Genomic DNA, 26,997 nt, shown 5'->3' with positions numbered 1-26,997 from the left:
GGTTTGGGATGCAGAGGGGAGGGAATACATCGACTGCGTAGCGGGCCATGGGGTAGCAAACATCGGGCATGGGAACGAGAAGGTGGTGGAGGCGATTTCCGAGCAGGCGAGAAAGCTCATCACCTGCCCGGGCATATTCTACAATGATAAACGAGCTCTCCTCCTTGAGAAGCTTATTTCCATTGCGCCGAGGAATCTAAGTCGTGCTTTCCTCTGCAATTCGGGAGCAGAGGCGATGGAGGGAGCGATAAAGTTCGCCCGGTTCACCACCGGGAGGAAGGAGTTCATCGCTGCGATGAAAGGGTTTCATGGGCGAACAATGGGAGCGCTAAGTGCCACCTTCAACCATAGGTATCGAAAGGACTTCGAGCCCCTCGTCCCCGGGTTCCACTTCATCCCCTTCAATAGCTTGGAAGGTCTAAGGGAAAAGGTGAACGAGAGGATAGCGGGGATCATCCTCGAGCCGGTTCAGGGGGAGGGCGGGGTAAACATCGGGAGGAAAGAGTTTTTTAAAGAGGCGAGGAGGCTTTGCGATAAGGAGGGGATCCTGTTGATAATAGATGAGGTTCAAACCGGTTTCGGAAGGACGGGGAGGATGTTCGCCATCGAGCACTTTGGGATCGAGCCCGATATAATGTGCCTCGCCAAGGCGATAGGAGGAGAGGTGCCGATGGGAGCGGTCCTCTGCTCCCATAAGGTGGAGATACCTAAAGGAAGGCATGGTTCCACCTTTGGGGGGAACCCCCTTTCCTGCTCTTCCGCCATCGCTACCATCGATTTTATCGTGGAGAACGACCTGCCGAAGAAGGCAGAGGAGAAGGGAGATTACTTTATAACCAAGCTAAGAAGTTACCGTCTTCCCAAGGTGCGGGAGATAAGGAACCTGGGCTTGATGATAGGGATCGAGTTGGAGGAGAAGGTCAAGCCCTATCTTATAAGATTGATGGAGGAAGGGGTGTTAGCCCTCCCTGCAGGACCGAGGGTGATAAGGCTTCTTCCCCCATTGACCATCACCTACGAGGAGCTCGACCTCGTGGTGGAGAAGCTCGTTAGTGTTTTAGGTTAAGCGATTTCATTCAGATTGTTCCCCTTATATAGCAAAATAATTTTTTCCGCCTTAACCTAAACCATTTCCTCCGACTGAGCGTTTTATTTTATGAGGCGGTTTTGAAAAGGACAGAACTTGACTTCCGATAATAGCGAGGAGGTTCTGATGATAAAGAAAGGGGCAATCATAATTCTCATAATCCTTTTACCCACGCTCCTTTTGGGGAAGGAGATCAAGAAGAAGCCGAGGGAGAGGGTGATAAAGGCGGTATTCGCCAAAAGCCCGATCAAGATAGATGGGATGCTGAACGAAGAGGTATGGCAGGGAAAGGGTTACAGTGATTTCGTCCAATCGGATCCGATAGATGGGGGAAAACCAACCGAGAAGACGGTGGTATGGGTGGCTTACGATAAAGAGGCACTCTATGTCGCCGCCCGGCTTTTCGATTCTCATCCCGATCTCATCGTAAGCCGTCTTGGAAGAAGGGATGACCGGGTTGATTCCGATTGGTTTGAGTTCGCCATTGATCCCTATTTCGATAGAAGGAGTGGTTTCCTCTTCGCGGTGAACCCTGCTGGTTCCATCGCCGATGCCACCTTGTACAACGATAGCTGGCGCGATTACTCTTGGGACGGCGTCTGGGAATGGGCAGCGAGGGTGGATGATAAGGGATGGACGGTCGAAATCCGCATCCCTTACCATCAATTGCGGTTCCCAAAGAAAAGCTCATATATCTGGGGCGTCGATTTTTCTCGAACGATAAGAAGGAAGAACGAGGTGGACACCTTTGTCTGGATTCCCAAAAAGGAAAGTGGCTATGTCTCCCATTTTGCCAAGCTGGTTGGGGTAGAAGGCATTAGTCCGGGAAGATACATTCAACTCCTCCCCTACGGAGTAGGAGAAGTGGAGCTTATGCCCTCTGAGGAAGGAAACCCCTTTCTCACTGGAAGGGCATACCGAGCCAATATGGGCTTGGATTTGAAGATGTGTCTTAGGACCAATCTCATCCTCGACGCTACGGTTAACCCGGACTTTGGCCAGGTGGAGGTTGACCCTGCGGTGATCAATCTTACCGCCTACGAGACCTATTACGAGGAGAAGCGTCCCTTCTTCATCGAGGGCTCGAGCATCTTCCGGAACTTCGGCAGAGGTGGGATCACCCGGGATATCAATATCAATTGGCCCAACCCCACCTTCTTCTACAGCAGACGGATAGGAAGAGCCCCTCAGGGTGAGGTATCGAGCGATGGCTATGTCAAGTTCCCCGAGTGGACGACCATTTTAGGGGCAGCTAAGATCACCGGCAAGATAGGTGGTGGCTGGAACCTCGGGATCATAAACGCAGTTACCAGCAGGGAGTATGCTGAGATCGATGAGGATGGGAAGAGGCTCAAGGAGGAGGTGGAGCCCCTTACCTATTATGGGATCTTCCGGGTTCAGCGGGAACTCAATCAGGGGAGACAGGGGCTCGGTTTCATCGCTACTACCGCTATCAGGGACCTAAGGACCGATGAGCTGCGCGATATCCTGACCAAGGACGCCTTCGCCTTTGGGGTAGATGGCTGGACATTCCTCGATAAAAAGAGAAACTGGGCACTAAACGGCTGGGTAGGGGGAACGAGGCTCAATGGGAGCAAGGAGGCTATCCTTGGGGTTCAGGAATCCTCGCTGCACTATTTTCAGCGTCCTGATGCCAGCTATCTTCATCTCAATGAGGAGGCTACCTCCCTCTCTGGTTGGGGGATGCGGATGGCGTTAAGCAGGGAGAGGGGCAATTTGATGTTCAATGCTGCCCTCGGGGCGTTATCCCCTGGGTTTGATGTGAGCGATCTCGGTTTTCAAGGTAGGGGAAGCGACTTAATAAATGCCCATTTGGTAGTGGGATATGCCTCGTTTATCCCGGGAAAGGTGTTCAGAAATTGGTGGATCGCTGCCGGCAACGGCAGGAACTATGATTTTGGAGGGAATAAACTGGAGGATCTATACCTTATCGAGTTCAACTTCCGTCTTCTTAATTATTGGAGCTTCGATCTATTGGGGGTCTATCAACCCGAATGCTTGGACAATACCCTGACTCGAGGTGGTCCTTTAGCCCTAAGTCCAGCCCTTAAGATGATGAGGCTTCGTGCCGATAGCGATAGGCGAAAGCCAATAGTGCTTTCCTTTAATGGAGAGTATCTTTCCGATAATGCTGGCGGGGTGAACTTTAATTGGGAGGTTAGCCTCCGGTTTAAGCCGAGAAGCAACATCGAGTTCTCCGTTGGTCCGAGATATAATTACCGTTATAATATTGCCCAGTGGGTAACCAAGGTGGATGATCCTTTGATGACCGCCACCTACGGTGCCCGCTACATCTTTGCTGAAATCATCCAGAGGACGGTTTCCACCTCTATAAGGTTGAACTGGACCTTCACCCCGAAGTTGAGCCTCCAGTTCTACCTCCAGCCGTTCATCGCGGTGGGGAAGTACGACCATTTCAAGGAGCTTGCGAGAGCGAGGAGCTACGATTTTAACGAGTTCGGCAAGGCTGATGGCTCAACCATCAGCTACGATGGCGAAGAGTACACCGTTGATCCGGATGGTGCTGGTCCAGCAGAACCGTTTTCCTTCTCTGATCCCGATTTCAATTATAAATCTCTTAGGGGAACTGCGGTCTTACGCTGGGAGTATTCCCCTGGTTCCGTTTTCTATTTCGTCTGGACCCAGAAGAGAGCCGATTATTCTCATCCCGGCGATTTCAGGTTCTGGCGCGATTTCGGGGATCTCTTCACCGCCCCAGGCGAGAATGTGTTCTTGGTGAAATTCACCTACCGCTTTGCGATGTAATGTCCTCGAGAAAATGTTGCTCCTAAAGATCTCCCCAAAGTTTCTGTCTTTTACCTTGATAATAAGGAATGACCTTTTCTTCTTTTTGCCTTATCCTGTTGGTATAAACCGCTAAGTTATAGGTATAGTGTTTGGTGCCTCTACTTTTGGTGTCTCCTGTCTCATTTGCTTGACAGTCTTATCCAAAAGAGGTAGAATTTTCAATGGCTTATTTGTAGAGAGTATTTCGTTTTGCGAGATTGGAACGGTTAGGAGTGATGAGGGGAGATTAGTATTATTTTGCTGGAGCAATGAGAGAAAGACGAACCAAAAAGCCTTCCCTATACATCCGGGAAGGTCTTTTTTTATGTATTTCAGCCGGGGTGCTATTTTACTTAGCCGAGTATCTGGAGAATATAGTTATAGGTAATTCCATACCAGGGGGTAAGGTCCTTTTGGCTTTGATGATTTACTCCCTTCTCGGCTTATTGGCTGGGGTATTATTCGGATTGGTCTTCTACTTTTTGGATAAATTTAGGCCTACAAAATCCAGGATTGATATTCGAGGTCTTTATAGAGCGTTCTCCATCGTTATTTTCCCCTTCCTGTTTGTTCTATTTGAAATAAATGTTTGGTTTCTACCTTCCTTCAAATCTCCAGCCTCCATCTTAGCCGATATAGGAATAGGAACGATTTTTCTCCTGCTTCTGATGGTTTTATATAAGCTTTTTGGTATTTATAAAGGTAAGGCGTTGTTAAACCTTTACATTTCCACATTAGTTCTTTTGAGCATACTTCCCATTATTTGGTTGTATGTGGGAAAATACCATAATTTGTCCCAGAATCTATCCAAGCTGTTAATTTTTAATGCCCTTTTCTTTTCTGGTTTATTGGTATCGTTAAACCTTTTATATATCTTTATAAAACCGTCACTGAAGGGAGTGGCTTTCTTAATAGGAGTTGGTTTACTTAGCTTTGCTGGTTTCTTCTTCCTTAAATCAGATTATCTGCAACCGGTAGGTTTAAAAGAGCTTCAAACAGTCGATCTACCCAGGGAGAATCTTCCAAATATTCTCCTTATTACCATAGATACATTGAGAGCCGACCATTTAAGCTGTTATGGTTATAAAAGGATAAAGACACCGAACATTGATAGATTAGCCCAGGAGGGCATCCTATTTGAGAAGGCGATCAGCCAAGCCCCTTGGACCACTCCCTCCCTTGCTTCACTTCTCACCTCTTTATATCCTTCGGTGCACAAAGGGGGAGAGAGAATCTCAGGGCTAAGGAAGAAGGGATTCAAGCGGATAGGAGACTCAATTCCGAGATTGCCGGAGGTTTTGCGGAAAAAGGGTTATTTTACCCAAGCTATCCTATCCAATCCTCATTTGACGAAGGAGGAAGGGTTTACCAAGGGATTTATTGGCTTCAAGAACCTCGATGAAGATTACTATAAACCAGAGAGTTTTTTTCTTCTGCAACTTATAAAACACATCAGGGCCAATGTGAAGCCCCATTGGTACACCCCAGGGGATATAATTACCGATGAAGCTATAAATTGGCTTAATAGTAACGCTCAAAGGCGCTTTTTCCTTTGGGTTCACTACACAGACCCTCATATTCCCTACCATCCTCCAGCGAGGTATATAGAGGACCTTCGCTATAAGGGAAGGTTCAGAAATACGAGGTTAACGGACTTTGCTAACATCAGGGAGGGTGATTATCATTTGTCCTTGGAGGATAGAGAGTATATCGAGGCTTTGTATCGGGGCGAGATAAGATTCGTCGATGCCGAGGTAGGAAGGCTCATCGATAGATTAAAGGAGCTTGATATATATGATAAGACGATAATTATCCTAACTAGTGACCATGGTGAAGAATTCTGGGAACATTTGGGATTTGAACACGGTCATACCCTATATAACGAGTTGCTCCATGTCCCTCTTATAATCTCCTTAGGGAATTACAAACCGATAAGAGGAGAGGTGGTCAACCAGCAGGTAAGGCTGATAGATATTTTCCCCTCACTTTTAGAACTTTTAAATATCGATTATCATGGTGTAATTCAGGGAAAGAGTTTTCTTCCTTTAATACTTCATAAGCGAGAGGAGGAGAGGATAGCCTTTAGCGAATTCCTATATAGAGGCGAGGAGAGAAAGTCGATCGTTTACAAGGGGTTTAAATATATATACTTCCCAAATTTGAGAAGAGAGGAATTTTATGATTTGACGGATGACCCTGGAGAGCTCTCTAATGTCGTTAATCTACATCAAGCTGAAGCGAAGCAATATAGATCAATGGTCAAGACCATCATCGACAACAATAAGAAAATAGCCAAAATACTGTTAAAGGGAAGAAAGGGAAAGCCGATAGAGATAAACAAGGCTTTAAAAGAGCGGTTAAAAGCTTTAGGGTATGTCCATTAAAGAATTATTTCAACGATTCTCCTTTAGTTCACCAATCCGTTTGTAAATATAAGTGCCGGAACTGCCAACTTGGTGAAAGGGGATGAATATATCTTGATGGAGAAGAAGGAAGGGTTTGAGGTAGCGGGTAGAGGTATCAATTGCTCCTTTCAAACGATCGAAGATTATGTAATCTGGCTGATATTTCTTTAAAAACTCGATCATATACTCATCGTCCGAAGTATAAGGATAACATATCGCCTTTCTTCCTGAGATAAGATAGGTGTATCTTGGTTTTCGACAAAGGATTATGCTTTCTTCTGGTGTATTGTTCCGTAGCCAGAGGCAAGCCTGGTGATAATCCCGCCATTCGGGGCTCCCTCTTCCCCAGTGATGTTCGTATATAACCCATCCAGAGCCTAATAAGAGGAATAAAATCACCCCTATTCTCAACCCTTTTTGAAGGATGTTCCTATAGGATGACTCACCAAAACTCTTTTTTCTCGATAGAAATGTTGCCAGCTCATTTGTCCCTTGGATTAAGAATAGAAGAATAAGGGGTAGGAGAGGTACGAGAAATCTGGTGTCATACCAGGGCCAGATCAAGCAGATTAAAAAATAAATTAAAGTATAGATATTTAACAGATTTATTTTAGTTCTTATATTACGGTAAAACCCGAGCAAAATAAGGGCGGAAACAGCTAAACCGAGGGCAATCTTTAGGGGATTATAAGAACCGACCTTTCCTAACCAGGGAAAGAATATGAGATCTGGGATAACCTTGCCTCCATACCGGATCCCGTTCATAAGGAGCCTCTTGATAAATCCTATAAAAGTTATTGTGCCTGCGTCGATATCATAGGGATTAATCAGGAGAAAGGAGGCTACATAGCCACCTCCTCCCAATAGGTTATTTCTTATCATCCAGGGCAGAATGGCGATGACCATAAGGAACGACAGAAAAAGGAATACCCTATATCTCCTTCGGATTAAATAGAGTAATATTATTGCTATAATCAAACTGATACCGATATAACGGCAGTAGTAGGCACTTACTGCAGTCAAGGCTAAGGCTATCAAGAGTTTGTTATCCCCTTTGATATCAAGATAAAGGGAGAGGTAGAGGGTGAGTAAGGAGAAAAAGGCATACACCGGCTCTGTTAATAACTGGGTGGAGTAATCGACGATTATAGGGCTGATGGCTACGATGATTACCAAAAACATCCCACTCCCTTTTTGAGGCAAGAGAATTTTCACTAAGAAGGCGAAGACCAGGATTGTGGCGAGAGAAAAGAGCAAGGGGATGAGTTTTAAGATAAGGTAATTTTGAGGGAAGGATCGCACTAAAGGCATCAATAAAAAAGGGAAAAGCGGAGGGTATCGGGTTTCTGGAGGTTGGGCAGGATGGCTGATAAGCCGATATCCCTCACCCAATGCCAGTGATTTGGCTAAGATTATGTAGCCTGCATCATCACCTTTATCGGTTAGCCTCCCATTAAGGGTAAAACAATATAAAAGGAGAACTGAGACCAAAATGATGTATAGTTTATTTCCTAATCCTTTTCTTGGATACATATAGGTATCCTTCAGCTACGGTTTCCAATAGAAAAGGATTTATTGTAAGGTTTAGTTCAATGACCCTCCTCTTTAATTCTTTCCTTGATGAGGGAGATGAGCTTTCTCCTTTCTACCTTCTCCTGTTTTCCAGAACCGAGGTCCTTAACCGCCACTACCCCTTCTTTTATCTCATCCGGTCCCACGATTATTGCTAAGGGTATCCCTCGCTTATCGGCGTACTTGAGCTGAGAGGAGAGCTTATCCCCGGGTTCGAAGTAGATGGTGGTGTTGATCCCGGCATCACGGAGCTCGCGGGCTACCTTAGCCGATTCGGGGAAGCTTTCCTTATCGAACACGGTGACAAGGACCTCGGAGAGCGTTTTTTCTGCTGGAAGCATCTTGAGCTCGGTCAGCGCATCGATTATCCGCTCGATCCCGATGCTCGTTCCCGTGGCGGGGATGTCCCTTCCGAGGAACATTCCGATCAGGTTATCGTACCTTCCGCCTCCGGTGAGGCTTCCTATCCTCGGTTCATCCACCACCGACTCGTAGATGGGACCGGTATAGTAATCGAGGCCCCGGGCGAGGGAAAGGTCGAGGATGAGGTTTCCCGGCGGAACCCCAAACGAGGTGGCGTAGTTGAAAAGTTCGGCGAGTTCGGAAAGCCCCTCCTCCCCTATCTTGGACCCATAAAGGAGCTTTTCCGCCTCGGAAAGCACGGTTTTAAAATCACCCTTTACCTCAAGGATGGGGATGATCTTAGCGATCGCTTCCCTTGCTATACCCCGGTTTTTAAGTTCCTCCTCCACCCCGGAAAGCCCGATCTTTTCCAGCTTATCTATCCCGATGAAGAGGTCGATCGCTTTTTCCTCCGGGACCCCTGCTTTCTCTGCAATGCCGTTTAATACCTTTCTATTATTTATCCGGATGCGGAATCGGGAAAAGCCAAGTTTGGTGAGGATCTCATTGATGATGGTGATAATCTCGGCATCAGCCATCATCGATGGGCTTCCCACCGTATCCACATCGCACTGATAGAATTCACGGTATCTTCCCCGTTGTGGTCTTTCTGCCCGCCATACCGGCTGTATTTGATAGCGCTTGAAGGGGAGGGCGATCTTTCCCTGGTTGAGGGCAACCACCCGGGCAAGGGGAACAGTGAGGTCGTAGCGAAGGGCGAGATCGATGATCTCTCGCTTGTTGGTTATCCTTAATTCCTCTATCTCCTTTCCCAGTTTTTCGATACCACTTCCCCTTTTCAATACCCTGAACATCAGCTTTTCCCCCTCCTCGCCGTATTTCCCGGCAAGGACCTCTATCCTCTCGAGCGCCGGAGTCTCAAGTGGTTCGTAGCCATAGCGTTCGAATATTTCTCTTATCGTTTCGATTACCTTCCTCCTCCGCATCATCTCCTCGGGGAGGAAATCACGCATCCCCCGGGGAAGAAGGGGCTCAGTTTGTTTTTTTCTCGTCATTGTCTTCTCCTTGGCTGGATTTTGAGTTTGAGATACCTCATTCGGACGATCGTAATTATGATGCGTCAATGGTAGAAGCGGTAGAAGTGATGCTTTTTGGGGAAGTGATATATCGGCGGAGGAAACTTGAAGGAACTCATCATCATATCCTCATAAGTAGCGAAGAATCTTTCTGAAAATCGCCCCAATCCTATCAAGGAAGACCATCCTTGTCAACCCCTTGCCTCAAGTAGTAATTCGCCTACCGCCTCCTCAACCGCCTCGACCAATCTTCCGCTCTTTATGAGCTCGTATGAGGCTTCTATATCGGGATAAAGGAGGCGGTCAGAGGTAAGTGGGGGGATGACTTCCCTTATCAACTCATAAGCTCGTCCGGTGCCTTTTCCCAATTTGCCCTTTTCCTTCTTTAGCCGGAGATAGATCGCCTGAGAGGAGGCTAATGCCTCGATCGCCAGGATATATGCCGTATTTTCCACTATCTCGAGTGCCTTTCTCGCGGCAAATGTCCCCATACTGACTACATCCTCCATACTCTCTGAGGTGGGTATGGAATCGACCGAAGAGGGATGGGCGAGGACCTTATTCTCGGAGACGAGGGAGGCAGCGGTGTATTGAGCGATCATCAGACCATTGTGGATCCCCTCTTCACCGGGAACATCGATGAGGTAGGAGGGAAGGCCATAATTAAGCGTCTTATCGGTAAGGCGGAAGACCCTTCGCTCGGCGATGTTCCCCAGTTTGGCGAGAGCGATACCGAGGAAGTCGAGGGGCATCCCCACTGGCTCTCCGTGGAAGTTGCCTCCGGAAAACGCCTTGTTCCTTCCCTCGGTCTCGAGGAAAATCAGGGGGTTGTCGGTTGCCGAGTTCATCTCTTGTTCTATCCTCTTTTTAGCGAAAAGCACTGCCTCTTTACTCGCCCCATGGATTTGAGGAACACACCTTAGAGAGTATGGGTCCTGAACCTTGCTGAACTCCTCCATCGTGTTCCGTGAGTTCTCTATCTCCTTGATATGCCTCACCAGGTTGCTTCCGGAAACGAGCCTTCTTATATTTTCCGCAGTTGCTATCGAGCCAGGATGTCTCCTTGCCCGGTGAAGATGGGGGGAGAATGCCGCTTCGAGACCAAGCATAGCCTCAAGGGAGAGGGAAGCGATTATGTCCGCTGATTTGGCGAGGATGATGGCATCGTAAACCGCAAGCGCCCCCATTGCGGTGATGAACTGGGCGCCATTGGTGAGGGCTAATCCCTCCTTCGCTTCGAGCTTCACCCGCGGAATCCCTGCCTTTGCCATCGCCTCGATACCGCTTATCAGTTTATACCCCTCACCATCCTTTACGAACGCCTCACCACTTAAGGAGATGAGCTTTTCCCTTGCTTTCTCGTTCCCGCTTCTGAGCTCCTTTAGGATCCTTTCTTCTTCTTCCGGTTCCATCTCCGGGTCCATCGAGATGACGAGGACGATATGGGCGAGGGGAGCGAGATCCCCACTTGCCCCCACCGATCCCTTCATCGGCACCTTGGGTATGACATCGTTGTTTAAAAGCGAGAGGAGGTTTTCCACTACCTCGCTTCTTATCCCGGAATTTCCCTTGGCTAAGGTGTTTGCCCGAAGGAGTATCGCTGCCCGCACTACTTCAAGAGGAAAGGGGTCACCGACACCGGCGGAGTGGCTTAAGATCAGGTTTCGCTGGAGCCTCTTGATAAGTGCGGGGTCCCTGAGCACCCTCCTTCCTGCTAAGGAACCGAAGCCAGTGTTTATCGCGTAGACCACCGGCTCTCCATCTGCTACCACCTTCTCCACCCATCTTCTCGTCTTCTCCATCCTCTTCTTTGCCTCTTCCGCTATGGCGACCTTCTTTCCCTTTCTTGCTACCGCGATCACCTCATTGAGGGTAAGGTTTTCCCCGTCTATCTTCAGCACCTCTTTTTTCATCTCCCTCTCTCCTGTATAAAAATTTTTTCATCTTATCCTATCATTTATCCTCCGTTTGTCAATAAGATGAAAAACCGAGTTGACGAAGAGGTTATAATGGAAAAGAGGAGGAGGTATGGAAAGGGAATGGTGGCATTCTCCTGAGATAGCTAAGGGATATGAGAAGTGGTACCGTACGCCGAGGGGGAGGATCATCGCCGAGCAGGAAAAAGCTCTTCTCTCATCACTTCTTCCTGGAAACCGTGAGGGACGCCTCCTCGAGGTAGGCTGTGGTACGGGCTATTTCACCCGTTTTTTTTCTTCCTTAGGCTATGATGTGGTTGGGCTTGACATATCCTTTGCTATGCTTTCAGAGGCAAGGAAAAACGAGCGCTTGCCCTACATTCTTGGAGATGCGGTGATGCTTCCCTTTGCTTCCTCTTCCTTTGATATCGTATCCGCCATCACCACCCTCGAGTTCATAAAGGAACCAGCAGAAACGATAGGGGAGATGTTTCGAGTAGGGCGAGGAATGATCATCCTCGGCGTGCTAAACAGCCTAAGTCCCACCGGGATGAGAAGGAGGATAGAACTTCTCCTTGGCCGAGAAAACCCTTACCGCTATGCCCGATTCTACTCCCCGTTTAACCTGAGGAGATTGGTTCTTAAGGTGGCTGAGGAAAGGGGGATCAGGATAAAGGAGATCCTCTATCAGACCACCGTTTTTCCTGGTAAACGGAGCCTTTCCCCTCTTTTTCTCCCCGTAGGTGCTTTTATCGGGCTGGTAGCCAGTTTCGAGAAGTAGCAGAGAAAAAGCGAGGGCGCAGCTTGCGCCCCTCGCTTTAATCTCGTTTCCTTTTTTACCTTGTCCGCGCTCTTATCACATAGAACCCGTACTTCGCATACTGACGGATGTAGTTGTAGCTGATGTAGGCATATCCCGAGTGTCCCCAACTTGGACCCCAGCTGTTCTTCACGATGAAATACTGATCCTTATCGTTATACCCGCAAATGAGCATCGCGTGTCCGCCTCTCGGGGAAACTGGGTTTCCACGAGCATCGTATTGAACACGGATTATCCCCTTTCCATCTCCCCAATCGGTACCTGCCACATAAAGACCGATCACGATATTGTAGTCGGCGAAGATAATCCGTTTGAGGTAATCGACATTCTTTATGCTGGTAGCGCCGGTGGGACCGTCGTCGAAGATGAGCCGATAACTCTGGATGCCATAATGGGCGTTTCTTCTGGCAGCGGATGGTGGTGGTGCCTGGGTGAGGTTGTCGATGCAGGATTTGTTGGGATAACTCCAGCGATTCTTATTATACCTCCAGTATCTCTCCTCGCACACGCTTTGCCTTCTCAAGACATCTGCTGCCCGCCAGGTGGCTACACCATCCCGACAGGGGCTCGGGTTGGGATCAAGCGTTCTCTTTATGATGTAGTAGGCGTATTGCTCTGAAAGATCGTCTGGGATGGTGGGAAATGGCTCGAGGGCTGCCATACAGGCGAAGGCAACGCAGGTGCCTCGATGGCCCTGATCGCGGATCGGGGTCATCTTGGGACGATGATCCATCCGTGCCCGAATGAACGCCATAACCAGCTTGAGGTTTACTTTCAGGTAGTTCACCTTGAGTGAGGGATATTTCTTTTTGCTTGCCTCCAGGAACTTCATCCCTTCGGATTTATGGACCCTTTTTATTCTCATCGGCGCTTCAATCCGCATCATACTTAAGGGGATAAGTGGGATCTCCTTTCTCTTCAGGATCTTGATGTAGGGGACATTTTTTCTCACATAGTACATCTGGCGGAGGAGGACTGGGTTTGCCCTTATGAGCTTCGGCTTTATCTGGACCTTTTGGACCTTCTGGATCTTGATCTGGGCGCCGAGAAAGGCAACTCCCAAAAGGGCTACGATAACCAAAGGTAGGATATACCTTCTCCCCCTAAACCCCATAATACACCTCCTTTAATTAGGTTAGGTTTTTAACCTACCTTACTCCAAATAAAAGCCTATTTTTTGATCACAATGTCTTGATGGTACTTCTCTAAGACCTCTCCCTTTCCATCGGTTACCGTTATCTCGATGAAGGAAGTGCCGGCAAAGACCGCTTTGAAGTAATACTCCCTTCCCATAACCCCCTCTACTCCTGGTGGTAGCTCGCCTATCAGGCGAAGATTTTTTTGATCGTAGTTCATTTCAAACTTCTTTCCCAGATTCTCGGGGATGAGTGGGAACATAGGGGTGGTTATCTCGATCATATCCCCTACCTTTACCTCAATAGCCTCTCCCGGCTTCTCGATCACGATGAAGCTGTGGCGGGTGAACTTGGTGGTTGAGGAGGATATCCCTCCTAGAAGAAGGGAGGCAATCATTAGACCATAAAACAATCTCACCTTTCTCCCCCTTTTAGTTTTGAGTTAAATGGTTATCCAATCCTCTCCTCATTCTATCAGTATTTTAAATAAAGATTTTTATATGTCAAGATAAAGGTTGAATTATTTTTTAAGATAGTTCATCTGGGCTTATTTGCTGGGTAGAGCCGTTTTTTCTTTATAAACTGAGACCTTTTTTGGTAATATAGAAAAACTATGTGGCAAAATTTTTCAGGAGAGTTCATCAGTCAGATTGGGTTGGCATTGGCGTTAACCCTTCTTTTAGGTATCGCTGGAGGGAAATTATTTAAAAAGCTTGGCTTTCCTTCGATCACCGGCTATCTCATTGTGGGAATAATCTTTAGTCCATCTCTGATCAATATTATCTCCCCCGAGATCAATTTCAGTCTTACCCCGGTTAAAAATCTCGGTATTGGCCTCATCGCTTTGATAATTGGGGGAGAGCTTCGATTCAGCCGATTGAGAAGGATAACGAAGAGCGTTCTCGCAATAACTATATTCCAGATGATCTTTTCTTTCTTATTTGTTTTTATTGGTATTAAACTGTTGGGTTTTTCCCTGCCTATAGCTTTGCTCATCGGCGCTCTGGGTACTTCCACCGCAGTCATCTCCACTGCCTCGGTGATAAGGGAGCTCGAGGCGAAAGGAGAGTTTACCTACACCTTGCTTGCAGTGGTGGCGCTCTCTGATGCTGCTTCTATCGTAGTTTACAATCTCATTTCCTTGATCGCCAAAGTTGATCTTCTCGGGAAGATAAAACTTTCCTCACTTTTATTCCCCTTATTAGAGCTTTTTGGTTCAGTTGGTTTTGGGGTTATGCTCGGATTTATCCTGGTCTATATACTCCGTTTCATTCCCAAGAGACAGGAGATGATCGTTTTATTTCTCGGTTTTATTTTTTTCTCCTTTGAGTTGGAAAGATGGTTTCACTTTTCTCCTATTCTAATCGATTTGATAGTGGGGATGATAGTGGTAAACTATGGGGTGGATCCGGAGGTATTTCTCGTGTTCGAGGATCTGGAACTTCCTCTTTATATCGTCTTTTTTGTCTTCGCCGGTGCGAGTCTTAACACTACTTTCCTTTTTAAAAACTGGTGGTTGGTGTTGATATTCTTTGGCATTCGGGCATTGGGGAAGATGAGCGGTTCCTTCTGTGGTGCCGTTATCGCCTCGGCGAAGAAGAATGTACGGTTTTACTCCGGATTTGCTACCTTACCTATGGGAGGTGTAAGCATAAGCCTTCTTTTGACCCTGCGGGATGAATTTTCCTCCTTCCCCCAGCTTATAGAATTGGTTACAGCGGTGGTCCTCGGAGGAGTGATAATCAACGAGCTGATCGGTCCCCTTGGGGTGAAATACGCTCTAATTGCTTCCAGAGAAACAGGGGAGGATAGAAGCTACTAAGATGAGTTATTATTGGCTTAGATATTATTTTTCTGAGAAGCACAATGCCTACAAGTTTAGTGAGACGAGGAAGGTTGGCGATGTCCCATCGATTAAAGAAGAAGGATACGAGCTCGCCTTTGAGATCCAGTATCAGATCTACGAGAAAAGTGAAGAATACCATATAAAATTGATGGAAAAGTTCGTCGACTTCGTGATCGATGATCTCAAGGAGACCAAGGGGAAGCCGAATCATTTCGTCTTCGTCCTCGGCTTCAAGAAGAAGACCTTTATCGGAATAAGCCTTTATATTTCTGCGTCTTACTCACTCCTGATCAAACGACTGCGAGATATTGAATTCCCTAATTTGGGAAGCCTTATCACCAGAATGGAGATCTGAGCGATCGTTGGAGGAAAAAATTGAAAATCCTTCTTTTACCTAAGGAAACGGCTTGACAAAATCTCTGCTTCTTTGTTATAAGGGTTTCGTTATCGTGATTTTAGGGGGGAGGATATAATCCTTTTAATAACCGGCTGGAGCCTTTAATAGCGTAAGGAGGTGTCATCTTGATTAAGAAGGATTTAGTGACCATAGTGGCGAATAGGTTGATGATTACCAAAACCAAGGCAGGAGAGGCGGTAGATGCGGTCTTTGATGCCTTGGCACAGGCGCTCAGCCGAGGGGAGAGGATAGAACTTAGGGGGTTTGGAGTATTTGAAGTGAGGGATAAGAAGAAGGGTATAGGGCGAAACCCACGGACAAGGGAAGAGGTCCGCATCCCTGAAGGGAAGGCGATCAGGTTTAAGCCAGGAAAAGATCTGAAGAACATTAAGTAGTAAGGAGGCGAACTACTCGATTTTTCCCTTTATGCAATAAGTTTTTATCCTTAAAAAGAGGAATGTTAAATTCCTCTTTGCATTTATTGTTATATGGAGGGTTCCAAGCTCAGGTTGAGACTAATCCCCTAAACGCTGAAGTTGATCGAGAGGACCATAGAGTTCAACTAAGCGGGAGAATTCGTTTTCGTCGTAAAATTTTGCCTTTTTCTCTCCGAATTCCTTGGCTACCTCGATAATGAACCTTACCGCTTGTTCAATATCTATCACCTGATTGGTTCCCGTGCCGCAGCCGGGAACCATTACTTCAGTGGTTATCGCTATTCCCACCACTGGAGCCTTGGTTACGGTGGCAGGTTGCATTATGCTGTTTAGGTGATATATCCCATTTCCATAAGGAGTGATGTCCTGGGTGGTAATGGCAAATACCCGAGGCGCTCTGCCGGTAACCCGCTCCATTATGTCGAGCAAATCCTCACTCACCCGGAGGATGTAACCCTCCTTCACCGTTGGAGAGATGGCGAATCCGCGATAGTTTATCACCCGGTTCCCCTTGGTGGCATCGATGGAGAGAATGGCTTCCATTGATTGATCTACCTCATAATCAAGGATCGAAGATAGTTCTATCGGCGAATCCATAAAATCTACCGGTTTCCTCGGCTTTATCGGAGCAGTGGGACAGATGTGGGTACTAACTATAACATCTCCAGCGAGGATATCCCCTTCCTTCACCATATCAGCCAGTTTAAAAGCGGTAGCGATGGCGGTTATTGCTCCATCAGCATCGGAGACGAGCCCCAGCTTATGGGGCCTTGCTCCAATACCGCCCAGTCGACCGATCACCCCGAGGGTAGGGGCGTCTCCTCCGCTTCTCTTACTGCTTGTGCCGGGGAAGATTATTTTGACGAAGTCGGTTTCCCCCTTTCCCCCTTTTAGCTTTCTTACCTCGATCTCAACTACCCCTCTTTGCCTTAACGCCTCCCTTACCCGCTCCCCCGAAGCTTTTGGGGAATCGAGGAGGTCATACGCCTCAATTGTTTGAGAAAAAGCCATCTATCCCTTCCTCCTTACAATTTTTGTTAATAGGTAGTAAAGGATAATCGCTGAAATGATACTATTAAAGGCAAATACCGAAAAGGGGAATATTGTAGGGGTAAAGGGATGCCCCGAAGTAAGCCAACCGATGGCAAAAGCGAGAAAGTAGGAGATAAGCGCTTCCGGCTTCCATTTTACTAAAAGGCTTCTCCCCTTGGAAGATAGTGATTTTCCTTTCAGGAGATAGAAATCGGTTATTATGATCCCACCGATGGGACCGATGCCTACAGTGAGGAGGGTGAGAAATAAAGAAAGACGCTCAAGTATCCCCAAGGCGGAAAGGGCGGAGGCAAAAATACCGGCAGTGATGGTCAGCTTCCATCTTTCTACCCGGATTATGTTGTTTAAAGCGAGCACCGCCGAGTACAGGTTGTTATCGTTAGTCGTCCATTGGGCAAGAAGAAGGGTGATAAAGCCGAGGAGCCCCAGCCCAAGATAGCGAGGGGAGATGATCAATTGGGGCAGATGTTCGTGATAAACCCCACTTCCCATCGCTAAAAGTGAACCCACAAAATGGAGGAAGGCAGAGACGCCCATTGCAGTTGAGGCAGCGTAGAATATATCCTTCATCCGCGGTTTAGCATAACGGGCGATATCAGCTGCGGTTACTGAGCCCACCATAAACCCACCGGCAACTATCGATGCTGCTCCGCCGATGGTAGTAGGATAAGGGGAGGGTTTGTGAGCTCGGGCAAGCGCTATAAGCATCTCTTTAGGGAGCGATTTTCCCCCCATCTTTATCCCAGCATAGATGAATATCGCTAACATAAGGGGAACCGCGAGGAAGGATAAATTCTTTAGCCCCTTAAAGCCCACGATTACCGGAAGCATCATCAACAAACCTCCGAGAAAGGAGGCAAGGGGAAGAGAGAGGGGAAGTTGAGTATAGGTGGCGATTGTCTCTGCAAAGAGGGATGCCTGAACCCCAAACCAACCGAGCAGGGATAAGGCGATCGATAGCGAGATGATATAAGACCCCGCTTCACCAAAGGAACGCCGGGCGATGAGGGGGGTAGAAAGCCCGAGTTTGGCGCCGATATAGCCGGTGAGCCCCATCATTACGATTAGGATTCCCTCCCCCAGGGCGTAGGCTAAGAGGAGAGAGGAGATAGAGCCGAGCCCCATCCCCACCATCATCCCCCTAAGGAGGGCGGACATAACGATAGCTACCCCCACCCAGACGAAGGCGATATTGAGCCAATGCTCCCTTTTCTCCCTCGGTACCTCCTTGAGGGAATAGTCCTCAAAAAGGGCGTTCTCCTCGTTCATCCCTTTAAATTAGTAGAGCCCTTCTCCGCCGTTTATATGAAGGGTTTGTCCGGTTATATATGACGCTTTTGGCGAAGCAAGGAAGAGAACGCCGTGGGCGATATCCTCAGGGATGCCGATCCTTCCCACCGGGATCTTGGAAACCACTTCCTTTCTTCTTTTCTCGGAGTTTACCGCGAGCATATCGGTCTCTATCGCCCCTGGGGCGATTGCGTTGACGGTTATACCGTATGGGGCGAGCTCGAGGGCAAGCGCCTTGGTGAAGCCGACAACGCCCAATTTACTTGCTGCGTAATGGCATTCCACGGTGGTTCCAGCAAAACCGCTTATCGAGGAGATGTTTATGATCCTCCCCCAACCCTTTAATTTCATGTGATTTATCACCTTCCGGGTGACGATGAAGGTGCCGTTAAGGTTGACATCGATTATCCGCTTCCAGTCCTCAATGGAGAGGGAGTAGGCAGGAAGATGTTGGTGAATCCCCGCGTTGTTCACCAAGATATCCACCCCACCGTATTTCTCCCCGATTTTATCGAACATCCGATCAACCTCTAAGGGGGAGGACACATCTGCCTGAACGGCGAATGCTTCTCCTCCGAGTTCATAGATGTCCGCTACCACCTTCTCCGCTTTTTCCTTTTGTTTGTTGTAGTTTACCGCTACCTTAGCTCCTTCCTTGGCAAGGGCGAGGGCAATAGCAGCGCCTATCCCTCTCGAGGCGCCGGTGACTAACGCTACCTTTCCCCCAAGTTCCTTATCCATAGTTCCCTTCCTCCTTAAGACAATTTTTACCGGTTCCCAATTAAGAACCCGGTTTGAAAAACAATATAGCGGATAAGTCCTTACTTGTCCACCCAAGAGCTCACTCAAAAGGGGAGAAAAATCGGGTTGTCTTCCCTAAAGGAGTTTGCTATTATACAATGTGGTTTTATGAGGCGGTAATCTTTTTGGGTGAGAAAGGAGGTTTTTCTATGCCCAAATATGATTACAGATGCCTCAACTGCGATAAGGAATTTACCGTTACGATGAGTATTGAGGAGCATGATAAGAAGAAGGTGACCTGCCCCGCCTGTGGCAGCGAGAAGGTGGAGCAGAAATGGTCTCCATTTTATGCGATTACATCTAAAAAGAGCTGATACTTCATAAGGAAAGGAGGTTGGTGATCTAATTATGGAGATACCGAGGGACTGGCGGACTGAAGTAGAGAAGATCGGCTCCGAGAAGGGTACGGTAATCGTTCTCGGAGGGGCGGATACCGGCAAGACTACCTTTGTTCAGTTCTTAGCCGGGGAGCTTTCAAAGCAGGGGCTCAAGGTGGCGGTGATCGATTCCGATATGGGTCAATCCACCATTGGTCCTCCCACCACCATAGGGATGAAGCTCTATCCTGAGGGTGAAGAGTATATCTATTTTGTGGGTTCCATCTCCCCGATGGGGCATCTCCTTCCCACCATCGTTGGGGTGAAGAAGCTCGCCGAACGCGCCAAAGAGGCGGAAAGAGAGGTGCTCATCGTAGATACTACCGGCTACATCGCTGGGGAGGGAGCACATCGTCTTAAACAGAGCAAGGTGGAGCTCCTTCGTCCCAATCTGATCATCGCTTTCGATCGGAAGAACGAGATAGCGAGCCTGATCGCTCCCTATGTGGCAAACTCATTTGTCAAGGTGGACAAGCTCCCTGTAGCTGAGGCGGTTCAGACGAAGACGATGAAGCTCCGCCGGGAATACCGAGAAAAGAAATTCCGGGAATATTTCAAGGGGTCCAAGGTGTACGAGCTCTCGGCGAGAGATATCGGCATCTTCGGTAGTTGGGTTTTTCGGGGGAGGGTGCTTCTTCCCACCGAGAGGAATACACTGGCTGATATCCTGGAGACCGAGATCCTCTATGGCGAAGACAATGGGGATGCGATAAACGCCATTGCCTCGCGGGAGTACAATGTGGGCAAGCTCTACCAGGCGCGGCAGCAGTTTTCATTGAAGCGGGTAAATATATGGGATGAGAACTTCTTTGAGCATATCCTGGTGGGTTTGTATGACGAAGGGCTGAATACCATCGCCTTGGGCACGGTGGATGATGTTGATTTCCGCGCCCGGAAGATAAAAATAATAACCCCCCTCCGCGATATTACTAAAGCGAAGGGGGTATGTTTCGGCTTCCTTAAGGTGAGTCCTGGTGGACGTGAGCTGGGAAAACTATTTTAACTCCTCCCACAGTTTCCTCTCTTTTCCCTTGAGGTAATGTTCGAAGCAGGCAAATTCAGCTCTCATCTTGAACAAGCGGTGGTTCGGCTCTGAAATCCCGTGAGGCTCCCTCGGAAAGATCACCAACCGGGCAGGGACACCGTTCTTCACTACCCCTATATATAGCTCCTTACGCTGAGGAAGGGGGTTTCTTTCGTCTTTTTCCGAGAGGATCAGGAAATAGCTTTTGTCCTCATAAGATTGGTAAAACCCACATTGCTCTTTTGCCCGCATCCCCGCCATAGGCGGAGAGGGCGATGAAACTCAGAAGGATAAGGAGGGAAACTATCTTCCTATACTTCATTTTTTCCTTCTAAGGTTGCCGATAAATGGGAGATGAGGGGGGCGAAACTGAATCTCCTTAAGGGCTCAAGGATGCGGATGAGCCACTCTCGATCCACGGTGTCGAAACTCCCCAACTCGTCCGAATCGGCATCGAACACCCCAACGAGTTCGTCCCTCGAGTTGAATATAGGGATGACGATCTCCGATTTCGCCCTGGTATCGCAGTAGATATGCCCAGGATATGAGGAGACATCGGAGACGATTATCGGCTTTTCGGTGAGTACAGCATCGCTAACCACACCTCCGGTACGGGGAGCAACAGGTAGGGGACTACAAGCAGGACGGTTCGATTCTGCAAGCACCGCCTCAGAGCGCTCCTTGAGATAGATATAAAAACCACACCACCAGAATGTAGAAAGCCCTGTTTCGCTTTCTTTCTTCGTCCGTTCCACAATAATTCTGAGTGCCTCCTCTTCAGAAGAAGAGATGGCGATCTCCTTCTCGAGCAGATAGAGAAGGTTCCTGTATCTTTCCATTTTCTCTTTTTTGGTGAGGCTTTTTGACATCCTTCATTCTCCCTTTTGCTAACTTTATAATAGGAATATGATTCAGTCAACCGTTCTCGTACCCGTTGCTTTTGGCTCTCCTCTGGTGATAGAATAATTGCACATTCAATTTTGGGAGGAAAACTATGAAAAGAAATAGAGTATTCAATTATCTCCTCCTCGTTTCCATCGTGGCGATCGGTTTCAGCCTTATTGCCACGGGTGTCTTTTCTCAGCCCGAGAAGAAGGTTATCTCTCTCCCTAAACCGGCGCTCAAAGGGAAGGTGTCGATTGAGGAGACAATAGCAAGAAGGAGGACCATCAGGCGATTCACCTCTGAACCCCTTTCTCTTTCCCAGCTCTCCCAGCTTCTTTTTGCCGCTCAGGGAATAACCGAGCCCACAAGAGGAAAGAGAGCTGCTCCTTCTGCCGGCGCCCTCTATCCATTGGAGGTGTATATCGTAGTGGGAAAAGGCGGCGTCTCCGGTCTTTCTGCCGGTATCTACCATTATTTAGTGAAGAACCACAGCTTGGAGTTGAAGATGAAGGGTGATTTCCGGAGGAAGATCTCCGCTTCCGCCCTTTATCAACGCTGGGTTGCTACTGCACCGGTGATCTTTGTCATTGCTGCTGATTATTCCCGTACTACCAAGAAATATAAGGATAGGGGAATAAGGTATGTCCATATCGAGGTCGGGCATTGCGGAGAGAATATTGCTCTCCAAGCGGTTGGCTTAGGTCTCGGTGCAGGATTTGTAGGTGCTTTTTGGGATGGCAAGTTGGCCTCGAGCCTTGCTCTGGGAAAGAATGAGGTGCCCCTTTACATCATCCCGGTGGGACACCCGAAATAAAAAAAGGGGGAATTCCCCCTTTTTTAAGATACCTCAGGCGGAGGAGGTCTTACTTAACCTCTTCTTGGAGCTTGGCACCTGGCTTGAACTTGGGTACCCTCTTTCCCGCAATTCTGATCGGCGCGCCTGTTCTTGGGTTTCTCCCCATCCTTTCCTTGCGCTGTGCGGTTAGAAAGGTCCCAAAGCCCACTAAGGTGACCTTCTCCCCTTTCTTTAAAGCTTCGGTAATACCGGAAAGAAAAGATTCGATAACTCTGTTAGCAGCGGCTTTTGTGATACCTACATCTTTAGCAATCTTTACAGCCAAATCCCCTTTATTCATTTACCCTCCTCCCTAAGTTTGGTTGGAAGCAACCTTATTTTTTTTATATCGAAAGATAATCAAGTTGTCAATTGTTTTTTTCTCTATCAGGAGCCATTTTTTTGCGAAGTAAGAGAAGGAAGTGAGGATAGATAATGGCGAGACTAGCCAGGGTGAGGATATCCCCTGGTATTAAGCTGATGAGCACCAGGGTATTATAGCTCGCGAAGGCGGTTTTCCCTTGGATGAGAAGGTTTATCCCCCAAGCGAGGAGATAGCTGAGGATCAGCCCAGAAAGGAAGATCTGGATCAATGTTCTCTCCTTTATCAATCGGAAGAAGTAGTAGATAAGGGCAGAGGCGGCGATGAGGAAGGGGTAGAGGAAGTAGATGGGCCAATTGAGACTTTCGAGATAGATCAAGTATCCAACAAAGATGAAGAAGACGACGATTGCCAATGAGAGCGATAGAGGAACCCGCGGGAGGTCTTTATACGCTCCCACCCAGAAGGAGATGATTATCCCTGTCAGGAGAAAGAGGCTTATTCCGCCGAGAGAAAGCTCATTTAGAAACCAGATACGGTCGAGGGCGAAAACTCCCACAACGAAGACAGCTCCAGCTAAGCTTCCCCACCTTTTTCCCAGGATCAATCCAAATAAAGCGAAGAAGAAGCTTCGGAAGTAGCTGAGGTCTTTGCCTGCCAGAGCATATAAGAAAATAGGAATAAGAGTAAGTGATAAGAACCAATAGATCTTTTTATCCATCAATGCCTCAATCGAAAATGGAGCCAGCGAGGGGATTTGAACCCCTGACCTGCTGATTACGAATCAGCTGCTCTACCGCTGAGCTACGCTGGCTCCCCCCTTATTATCCTTTTCAAAGGATAAGGGAGAAACTCGCCTTTGTCAAGGACATCCTCGATCCCCCTTGATACCAATATATTGTGCTTATCTTATATTTTCCCCCTACCATTTGTATTTTTCTCTTTACAGAGGAGATTTCCGATGTTAATATTCCTAAAAGGAAGGTCAATGTTAAGCTATAATGGAAGGCTGAAGGAGGCTTGATTCTTAAAAATGGAGTTCAAATTCCGTCTCAAGAAGCTCGAACTTGCCGGTTTTAAGTCGTTCTGCGACCGCACTACCCTTATCTTTCCTCCGGGTATTACCGTTATCGTTGGTCCCAATGGTTGTGGGAAGAGCAATTTAGCGGATGCAGTCCTCTGGGCGTTGGGGGAACAGAGCCTCCGCTCCTTAAGGGCAAGGAGCGGAGATGACCTCATATTCGCTGGCAGTGAGGAAAAGAAACCAGTAGGAATGGCAGAAGTAAGCCTCCATTTTTCCTCTGAGGAGGATGATGAAAGCCTTATAGTTACCAGAAGGCTTTATCGGTCTGGTGAGTGTGAGTATTTCCTCAATCGTCGTCCCTGTCGCTTAAAGGATATTCAGGACATTATTCTGGGCACGGGGATGTGGACCAAGGGGTATCTCCTTTTCGACCAAGAGCGGGTTAGTTTTCTCCTTGAATGTCGACTTGAGGAAAGGAGGGTATTCATAGAAGAAGCAGCTGGGATCACCAAATACAAGTTGAGAAAACACCAGGCAGAGACGAAGCTCGCCTCGGCGAGGGAAAATCTGGTTCGTTTAAACGACATCATCCTCGAGGTGGAGAAACAGCGGAACTCCCTTAAGCGCCAGGCAGCCAAGGCAAGGAGATATAAGGAGGTAAGGAAGCGGATCCGAAGGATAAAGGCGCTCATCATATCCTCTCGGTTTGAGCATCTTTCCACCGAGAAGAGGAGGCTTAAGGAGAAGGTCGATCGTCTTTCTGAAGAGGAGCTTAGGCTCACTACCAAGATATCCCAGAAAGAGGCAGAGCTTGAGGAAGCGAAGACGGAACTCTTAAGGAGGGAGGAGGAAAAAGAGCAGAGGAGAGAAGGCCTCTATCGGTTCGACATCGATCTTGAAAAGAAAAAACACCTCATTTCCCAGCTTAAGGGGGAGCTCGAGAGAATAGAGGGCTCTATCGCTTCCCTAAAGAAAGAGATTTCGGAACTTTCCTCCCGCCTCGAAGGAAAGATTGAGGAAAAGGAAAACCTTCCTCTAATCGAAAAAAAGGAGCAGGAGGAACTCAGCGAGTGTGCCAAGGAGATCGAGGGAAAGGAAGAGCATCTTTCCTCGCTCGAAGAGAAAATAAAGGAGTATTCCTCCCTCATCCTTGAAAAGAAGGAGAGGCTCTACCGCCTTCGGGAAGAGCTGAAAAGCAAAAATGAGCTTCTTGAACGAGAAGAAGGGGAGCTAAAGAGGATAGATATCCCCTCCCTTGAGGAGAAAAAGGAGGTCCTTTCCCAGAGACTCGCCTCCCTCCTTAAGGAAAAGGAGGAGAAGAAAGGAGAACTTTTCTCCCTTGAGGAACGGCTTTCCTCGCTCAATAAAAAGAGGGAGGAGCTTACTGCTGTAATTTCTGAGTTAACCCTGAAGAGGGAAGAGGGAGAAAAGGAGCTCTCCTCGCTTCAGGATAGACTCTTCCCCCTGAAGGGACGGTATCATACTATATCCCAGCTTATCAGCGAGGATGAAGCTTCTTTTCCTTCCTTTGGGGACAATGGCTTTGAGGTGTTGGGGTTGTTTGAGGATCTCATACAGGTTGCTCCCGGCTATGAAAAACCGGTTGAAGCGTTTCTCGGTGAGCTCATAAAGGGGATGGTGGTGAGCACCCCGGAGGAGGCGTTGAATGGTGTAAGCTCCATCGTATCGGGCAACTCCCACAATCTCTCTTTCATCATTGAGAAGTACCCCACTCCTGACGAACCCATCACAGAAGCCCACCCCGTATTGAGGGAGGAAGGGGTCATTGCTCCATTAGCCCAAGTCGTTGAAACCTCGGGTGTTGCTTCCAACATTGTCCCTCGCCTCTTCGCCAATGCGGTATTGGTGGATGAATTGGAAAAAGCAGTTCCCCTTTCCAAGCGTTATCCCGATCTTATCTTCGTGTCCTTGTCCGGGGAACGAATAGGTCCCCCAGGAGTGCTCAAGGTGGACGGAGATAAAAGGGAGGGTATTCTTTCCCTTCGAAGGGAGAAAGGAGAGTTAGAGGGGAAGATCAGTGCCTTAGAGAAGGATCTTGCGAACTTAAAGGAAGAGATAGAGCTCTACCGGGAAAAACTTCGCTCCCTTTCCAGAGAAAAGGAAGAGGTTGAAGGAAGAATAAGGGAAGAGACCGAACTTAGAGCCACTATCAAAGAGGAACTTATAAGGATTGAGGGAAAGGTGAGGGAGCTTTCCTCCGCTTCCGGGAGGATAAAAGAAGAGATTGAGAGGAAGAGGAGGGAGAAGGAGGCAAGGGAGAAAGTGATCAAGGAGCTCTCCGTTGAGCTTGCGAAAAGGAAAGAGGAGATAAACTCCTATGAGGAGGAACTATCCCAACTCTCTGAGGAAGCTGAGAAGTTAGCGGAGGAGAGAGAGGAGGTTGCAAAGAAGCTCTCTCAGCTTAAACTAAGGGAAGCGGTCCTTTCCGAGAAGCTCTCTCTTCGGGGGAAAGATGTTTCTCGGATAACTGAGGAGATCGATTTCCTTAAAAAGCAGATGGGAGAAGCTGAACAAAAGGTGAGGTTGCTGGAAGAGGAGCGGGAAAAGAGGCTTTCTGCTCTCAAGGAGGAAAGAAATAGCTTAGCCCGTCTTTTAGAGGAGAGAAGGAAAAGGGAGAAAGCGCTCTCAGAGATGAGCCTTCTTATCGAGGAAAAGAGAAAAGAGGTGAGAAGTAAGGAGAAGGATATCGGTGAATTAAGAGAGAGAAAGGAGCAACTCAGCGAGAGGTTGGAAGAAGCTCGTATAGAACTCAAGGGGGTGGATTCCCATCTTTCCCATTTATTTGAGGAGTGTTTCGAAGCGTTTGGGGTGGCACCGTCTGAGCTCAATCAGGAAGGTGAGAAGGAGATAAAGGACGAAGAGGAGCTGAAGAAGGAGCTCTCCGAGCTATCGGGAAAGCTTGAGAGAATGGGAGGGGTCAACCTTGCTGCAGAGGAGGAGTTCGAGAGGATCGATGAACGGTATCAATTCCTCCTTTCCCAGAGAGAGGATATCCTCCAGTCGATCTCTTCCCTCGAGGAGGTCATCGAGAAGATAGACAAAGCCTCTCGGGAGAGATTCCATGAGGCTTTTACAGAGATCAGCAAGAACTTCTCCGAGGTCTTTTCGGAGCTCTTCGGCGGTGGAAGGGCAGAGCTGATCCTCACCGGTGACGGGGACATCCTTGAGGCTGGAGTGGACATATTGGCAGAGCCTCCCGGCAAAAGGTTGAAAAGCATATCTCTCCTTTCAGGAGGGGAGAAGACCTTATCCGCTATTGCCTTCCTTTTCGCCATCTTCCGTTATCATCCCAGCCCGTTCTGCATTCTTGACGAGATCGATGCCACCCTGGACGACCCCAATGCGAGGAGGTTTTCCTCTGCCCTCAAGAGATTTTCCGAGAAGACCCAATTCATTGTGATCACCCATAACAAGCTTACAATGGAGGTAGGCGAGGTTATCTACGGGGTTACAATGAGGGAGGGAGGGCTTTCCCAGATAATATCGATCAAGTTGGAATAAG

At 48.0% G+C, this 26,997-nt stretch carries 23 protein-coding genes and 1 tRNA gene; 11 read left to right on the top strand and 13 right to left on the bottom strand.

Annotated elements, in window-relative coordinates; genetic code table 11:
- The 3 genes from J7L64_05170 to J7L64_05160 all read left to right on the top strand — a co-directional run.
- A partial coding sequence (locus tag J7L64_05170) for an acetylornithine/succinylornithine family transaminase (GenBank protein MCD6451733.1) occupies positions 1 to 1,066 on the top strand: 1,066 nt, incomplete at its 5' end.
- Between the two features lie 147 nt (positions 1,067 to 1,213).
- Positions 1,214 to 3,874 (top strand): carbohydrate binding family 9 domain-containing protein, encoded by a 2,661-nt coding sequence (locus J7L64_05165; protein MCD6451732.1) that lies wholly within the window; start codon positions 1,214 to 1,216, stop codon positions 3,872 to 3,874.
- A 920-nt stretch (positions 3,875 to 4,794) separates the two neighbouring features.
- Complete coding sequence (locus tag J7L64_05160) at positions 4,795 to 6,279, top strand: sulfatase (GenBank protein MCD6451731.1); 1,485 nt, start codon at positions 4,795 to 4,797, stop codon at positions 6,277 to 6,279.
- A 9-nt stretch (positions 6,280 to 6,288) separates the two neighbouring features.
- On the opposite strand, the gene J7L64_05155 is transcribed toward J7L64_05160, so the two are convergent.
- The 3 genes from J7L64_05155 to J7L64_05145 form a co-directional block, all read right to left on the bottom strand.
- Positions 6,289 to 7,833: a glycosyltransferase family 39 protein gene (locus J7L64_05155; protein ID MCD6451730.1), complete on the bottom strand. Its 1,545-nt coding sequence runs from the start codon at positions 7,831 to 7,833 to the stop codon at positions 6,289 to 6,291.
- 56 nt (positions 7,834 to 7,889) lie between these two features.
- Positions 7,890 to 9,290 carry a histidine--tRNA ligase gene (gene hisS, locus J7L64_05150; protein ID MCD6451729.1) on the bottom strand — a complete coding sequence of 467 codons (1,401 nt, stop codon included), beginning with the start codon at positions 9,288 to 9,290 and terminating at the stop codon, positions 7,890 to 7,892.
- A gap of 212 nt (positions 9,291 to 9,502) precedes the next feature.
- Positions 9,503 to 11,224, bottom strand: coding sequence for a histidine ammonia-lyase (locus tag J7L64_05145; GenBank protein MCD6451728.1), 1,722 nt, complete (start codon positions 11,222 to 11,224; stop codon positions 9,503 to 9,505).
- Positions 11,225 to 11,339: 115 nt separating this feature from the next.
- Between J7L64_05145 and J7L64_05140 the strand changes: the two genes are divergently transcribed.
- Positions 11,340 to 12,008, top strand: coding sequence for a class I SAM-dependent methyltransferase (locus J7L64_05140; protein ID MCD6451727.1), 669 nt, complete (start codon positions 11,340 to 11,342; stop codon positions 12,006 to 12,008).
- A gap of 55 nt (positions 12,009 to 12,063) precedes the next feature.
- Here J7L64_05140 and J7L64_05135 read toward each other — a convergent pair whose 3' ends face one another.
- Both J7L64_05135 and J7L64_05130 read right to left on the bottom strand, forming a co-directional pair.
- On the bottom strand, positions 12,064 to 13,161 hold the full coding sequence (locus tag J7L64_05135; GenBank protein ID MCD6451726.1) for a C1 family peptidase: 1,098 nt from the start codon (positions 13,159 to 13,161) through the stop codon (positions 12,064 to 12,066).
- Between the two features lie 56 nt (positions 13,162 to 13,217).
- Positions 13,218 to 13,601, bottom strand: coding sequence for a hypothetical protein (locus tag J7L64_05130; GenBank protein ID MCD6451725.1), 384 nt, complete (start codon positions 13,599 to 13,601; stop codon positions 13,218 to 13,220).
- A 195-nt stretch (positions 13,602 to 13,796) separates the two neighbouring features.
- On the opposite strand from J7L64_05130, the gene J7L64_05125 reads away from it, so the two are divergent.
- The 3 genes from J7L64_05125 to J7L64_05115 all read left to right on the top strand — a co-directional run bounded on the left by J7L64_05125 (position 13,797) and on the right by J7L64_05115 (position 15,821).
- Positions 13,797 to 15,005: a cation:proton antiporter gene (locus tag J7L64_05125; protein ID MCD6451724.1), complete on the top strand. Its 1,209-nt coding sequence runs from the start codon at positions 13,797 to 13,799 to the stop codon at positions 15,003 to 15,005.
- A gap of 1 nt (position 15,006) precedes the next feature.
- On the top strand, positions 15,007 to 15,384 hold the full coding sequence (locus J7L64_05120; GenBank protein ID MCD6451723.1) for a hypothetical protein: 378 nt from the start codon (positions 15,007 to 15,009) through the stop codon (positions 15,382 to 15,384).
- Positions 15,385 to 15,551: 167 nt separating this feature from the next.
- A complete protein-coding gene (locus J7L64_05115) occupies positions 15,552 to 15,821 on the top strand; it encodes an integration host factor subunit beta (protein MCD6451722.1) in 270 nt (89 codons plus the stop codon).
- Positions 15,822 to 15,941: 120 nt separating this feature from the next.
- Here J7L64_05115 and J7L64_05110 read toward each other — a convergent pair whose 3' ends face one another.
- Genes J7L64_05110 through J7L64_05100 form a run of 3 tightly spaced genes read right to left on the bottom strand, consistent with a single transcriptional unit; the run spans position 15,942 to position 18,947 of the window.
- Positions 15,942 to 16,874: a DUF1177 domain-containing protein gene (locus J7L64_05110; GenBank protein ID MCD6451721.1), complete on the bottom strand. Its 933-nt coding sequence runs from the start codon at positions 16,872 to 16,874 to the stop codon at positions 15,942 to 15,944.
- On the bottom strand, positions 16,875 to 18,185 hold the full coding sequence (locus J7L64_05105) for a cytosine permease (GenBank protein ID MCD6451720.1): 1,311 nt from the start codon (positions 18,183 to 18,185) through the stop codon (positions 16,875 to 16,877).
- Between the two features lie 9 nt (positions 18,186 to 18,194).
- Positions 18,195 to 18,947 (bottom strand): 3-oxoacyl-ACP reductase FabG, encoded by a 753-nt coding sequence (locus J7L64_05100; GenBank protein ID MCD6451719.1) that lies wholly within the window; start codon positions 18,945 to 18,947, stop codon positions 18,195 to 18,197.
- Between the two features lie 209 nt (positions 18,948 to 19,156).
- Between J7L64_05100 and J7L64_05095 the strand changes: the two genes are divergently transcribed.
- On the top strand, positions 19,157 to 19,321 hold the full coding sequence (locus J7L64_05095; GenBank protein ID MCD6451718.1) for a zinc ribbon domain-containing protein: 165 nt from the start codon (positions 19,157 to 19,159) through the stop codon (positions 19,319 to 19,321).
- 34 nt (positions 19,322 to 19,355) lie between these two features.
- Positions 19,356 to 20,387, top strand: coding sequence for a hypothetical protein (locus J7L64_05090; protein MCD6451717.1), 1,032 nt, complete (start codon positions 19,356 to 19,358; stop codon positions 20,385 to 20,387).
- Here the strand turns inward: J7L64_05090 and J7L64_05085 are convergent.
- Both J7L64_05085 and J7L64_05080 read right to left on the bottom strand, forming a co-directional pair.
- On the bottom strand, positions 20,379 to 20,660 hold the full coding sequence (locus J7L64_05085) for a prolyl oligopeptidase family serine peptidase (protein ID MCD6451716.1): 282 nt from the start codon (positions 20,658 to 20,660) through the stop codon (positions 20,379 to 20,381). The two genes, J7L64_05090 and J7L64_05085, sit on opposite strands and share 9 nt — an antisense overlap.
- Positions 20,661 to 20,719: 59 nt before the next feature.
- Entirely contained in the window at positions 20,720 to 21,247 is a 528-nt protein-coding gene (locus J7L64_05080; protein ID MCD6451715.1) for a GAF domain-containing protein, read from the bottom strand.
- Positions 21,248 to 21,402: 155 nt separating this feature from the next.
- Here J7L64_05080 and J7L64_05075 point away from each other — a divergent pair, with 155 nt between their 5' ends.
- Positions 21,403 to 22,107, top strand: coding sequence for a SagB/ThcOx family dehydrogenase (locus tag J7L64_05075; GenBank protein ID MCD6451714.1), 705 nt, complete (start codon positions 21,403 to 21,405; stop codon positions 22,105 to 22,107).
- Positions 22,108 to 22,156: 49 nt separating this feature from the next.
- On the opposite strand, the gene J7L64_05070 is transcribed toward J7L64_05075, so the two are convergent.
- The 3 genes from J7L64_05070 to J7L64_05060 all read right to left on the bottom strand — a co-directional run bounded on the left by J7L64_05070 (position 22,157) and on the right by J7L64_05060 (position 23,264).
- The gene (locus J7L64_05070; GenBank protein MCD6451713.1) at positions 22,157 to 22,429 is read right to left on the bottom strand and encodes an HU family DNA-binding protein; all 273 of its coding nucleotides are present in this window, start codon (positions 22,427 to 22,429) and stop codon (positions 22,157 to 22,159) included.
- 67 nt (positions 22,430 to 22,496) lie between these two features.
- Positions 22,497 to 23,171 (bottom strand): hypothetical protein, encoded by a 675-nt coding sequence (locus J7L64_05065; protein ID MCD6451712.1) that lies wholly within the window; start codon positions 23,169 to 23,171, stop codon positions 22,497 to 22,499.
- 18 nt (positions 23,172 to 23,189) lie between these two features.
- Positions 23,190 to 23,264 (bottom strand) — tRNA-Thr (locus tag J7L64_05060).
- A gap of 219 nt (positions 23,265 to 23,483) precedes the next feature.
- Between J7L64_05060 and smc the strand changes: the two genes are divergently transcribed.
- Positions 23,484 to 26,996: a chromosome segregation protein SMC gene (smc, locus tag J7L64_05055; protein ID MCD6451711.1), complete on the top strand. Its 3,513-nt coding sequence runs from the start codon at positions 23,484 to 23,486 to the stop codon at positions 26,994 to 26,996.
- Position 26,997 lies beyond the last annotated feature (1 nt).

Source organism: Acidobacteriota bacterium (assembly GCA_021161905.1).
Taxonomy (GTDB): Bacteria; Acidobacteriota; B3-B38; order Guanabaribacteriales; family JAGGZT01; genus JAGGZT01.
Note: the sequence above shows the minus strand (reverse complement) of the source record. Positions and strands in the feature narration are given on the sequence as shown.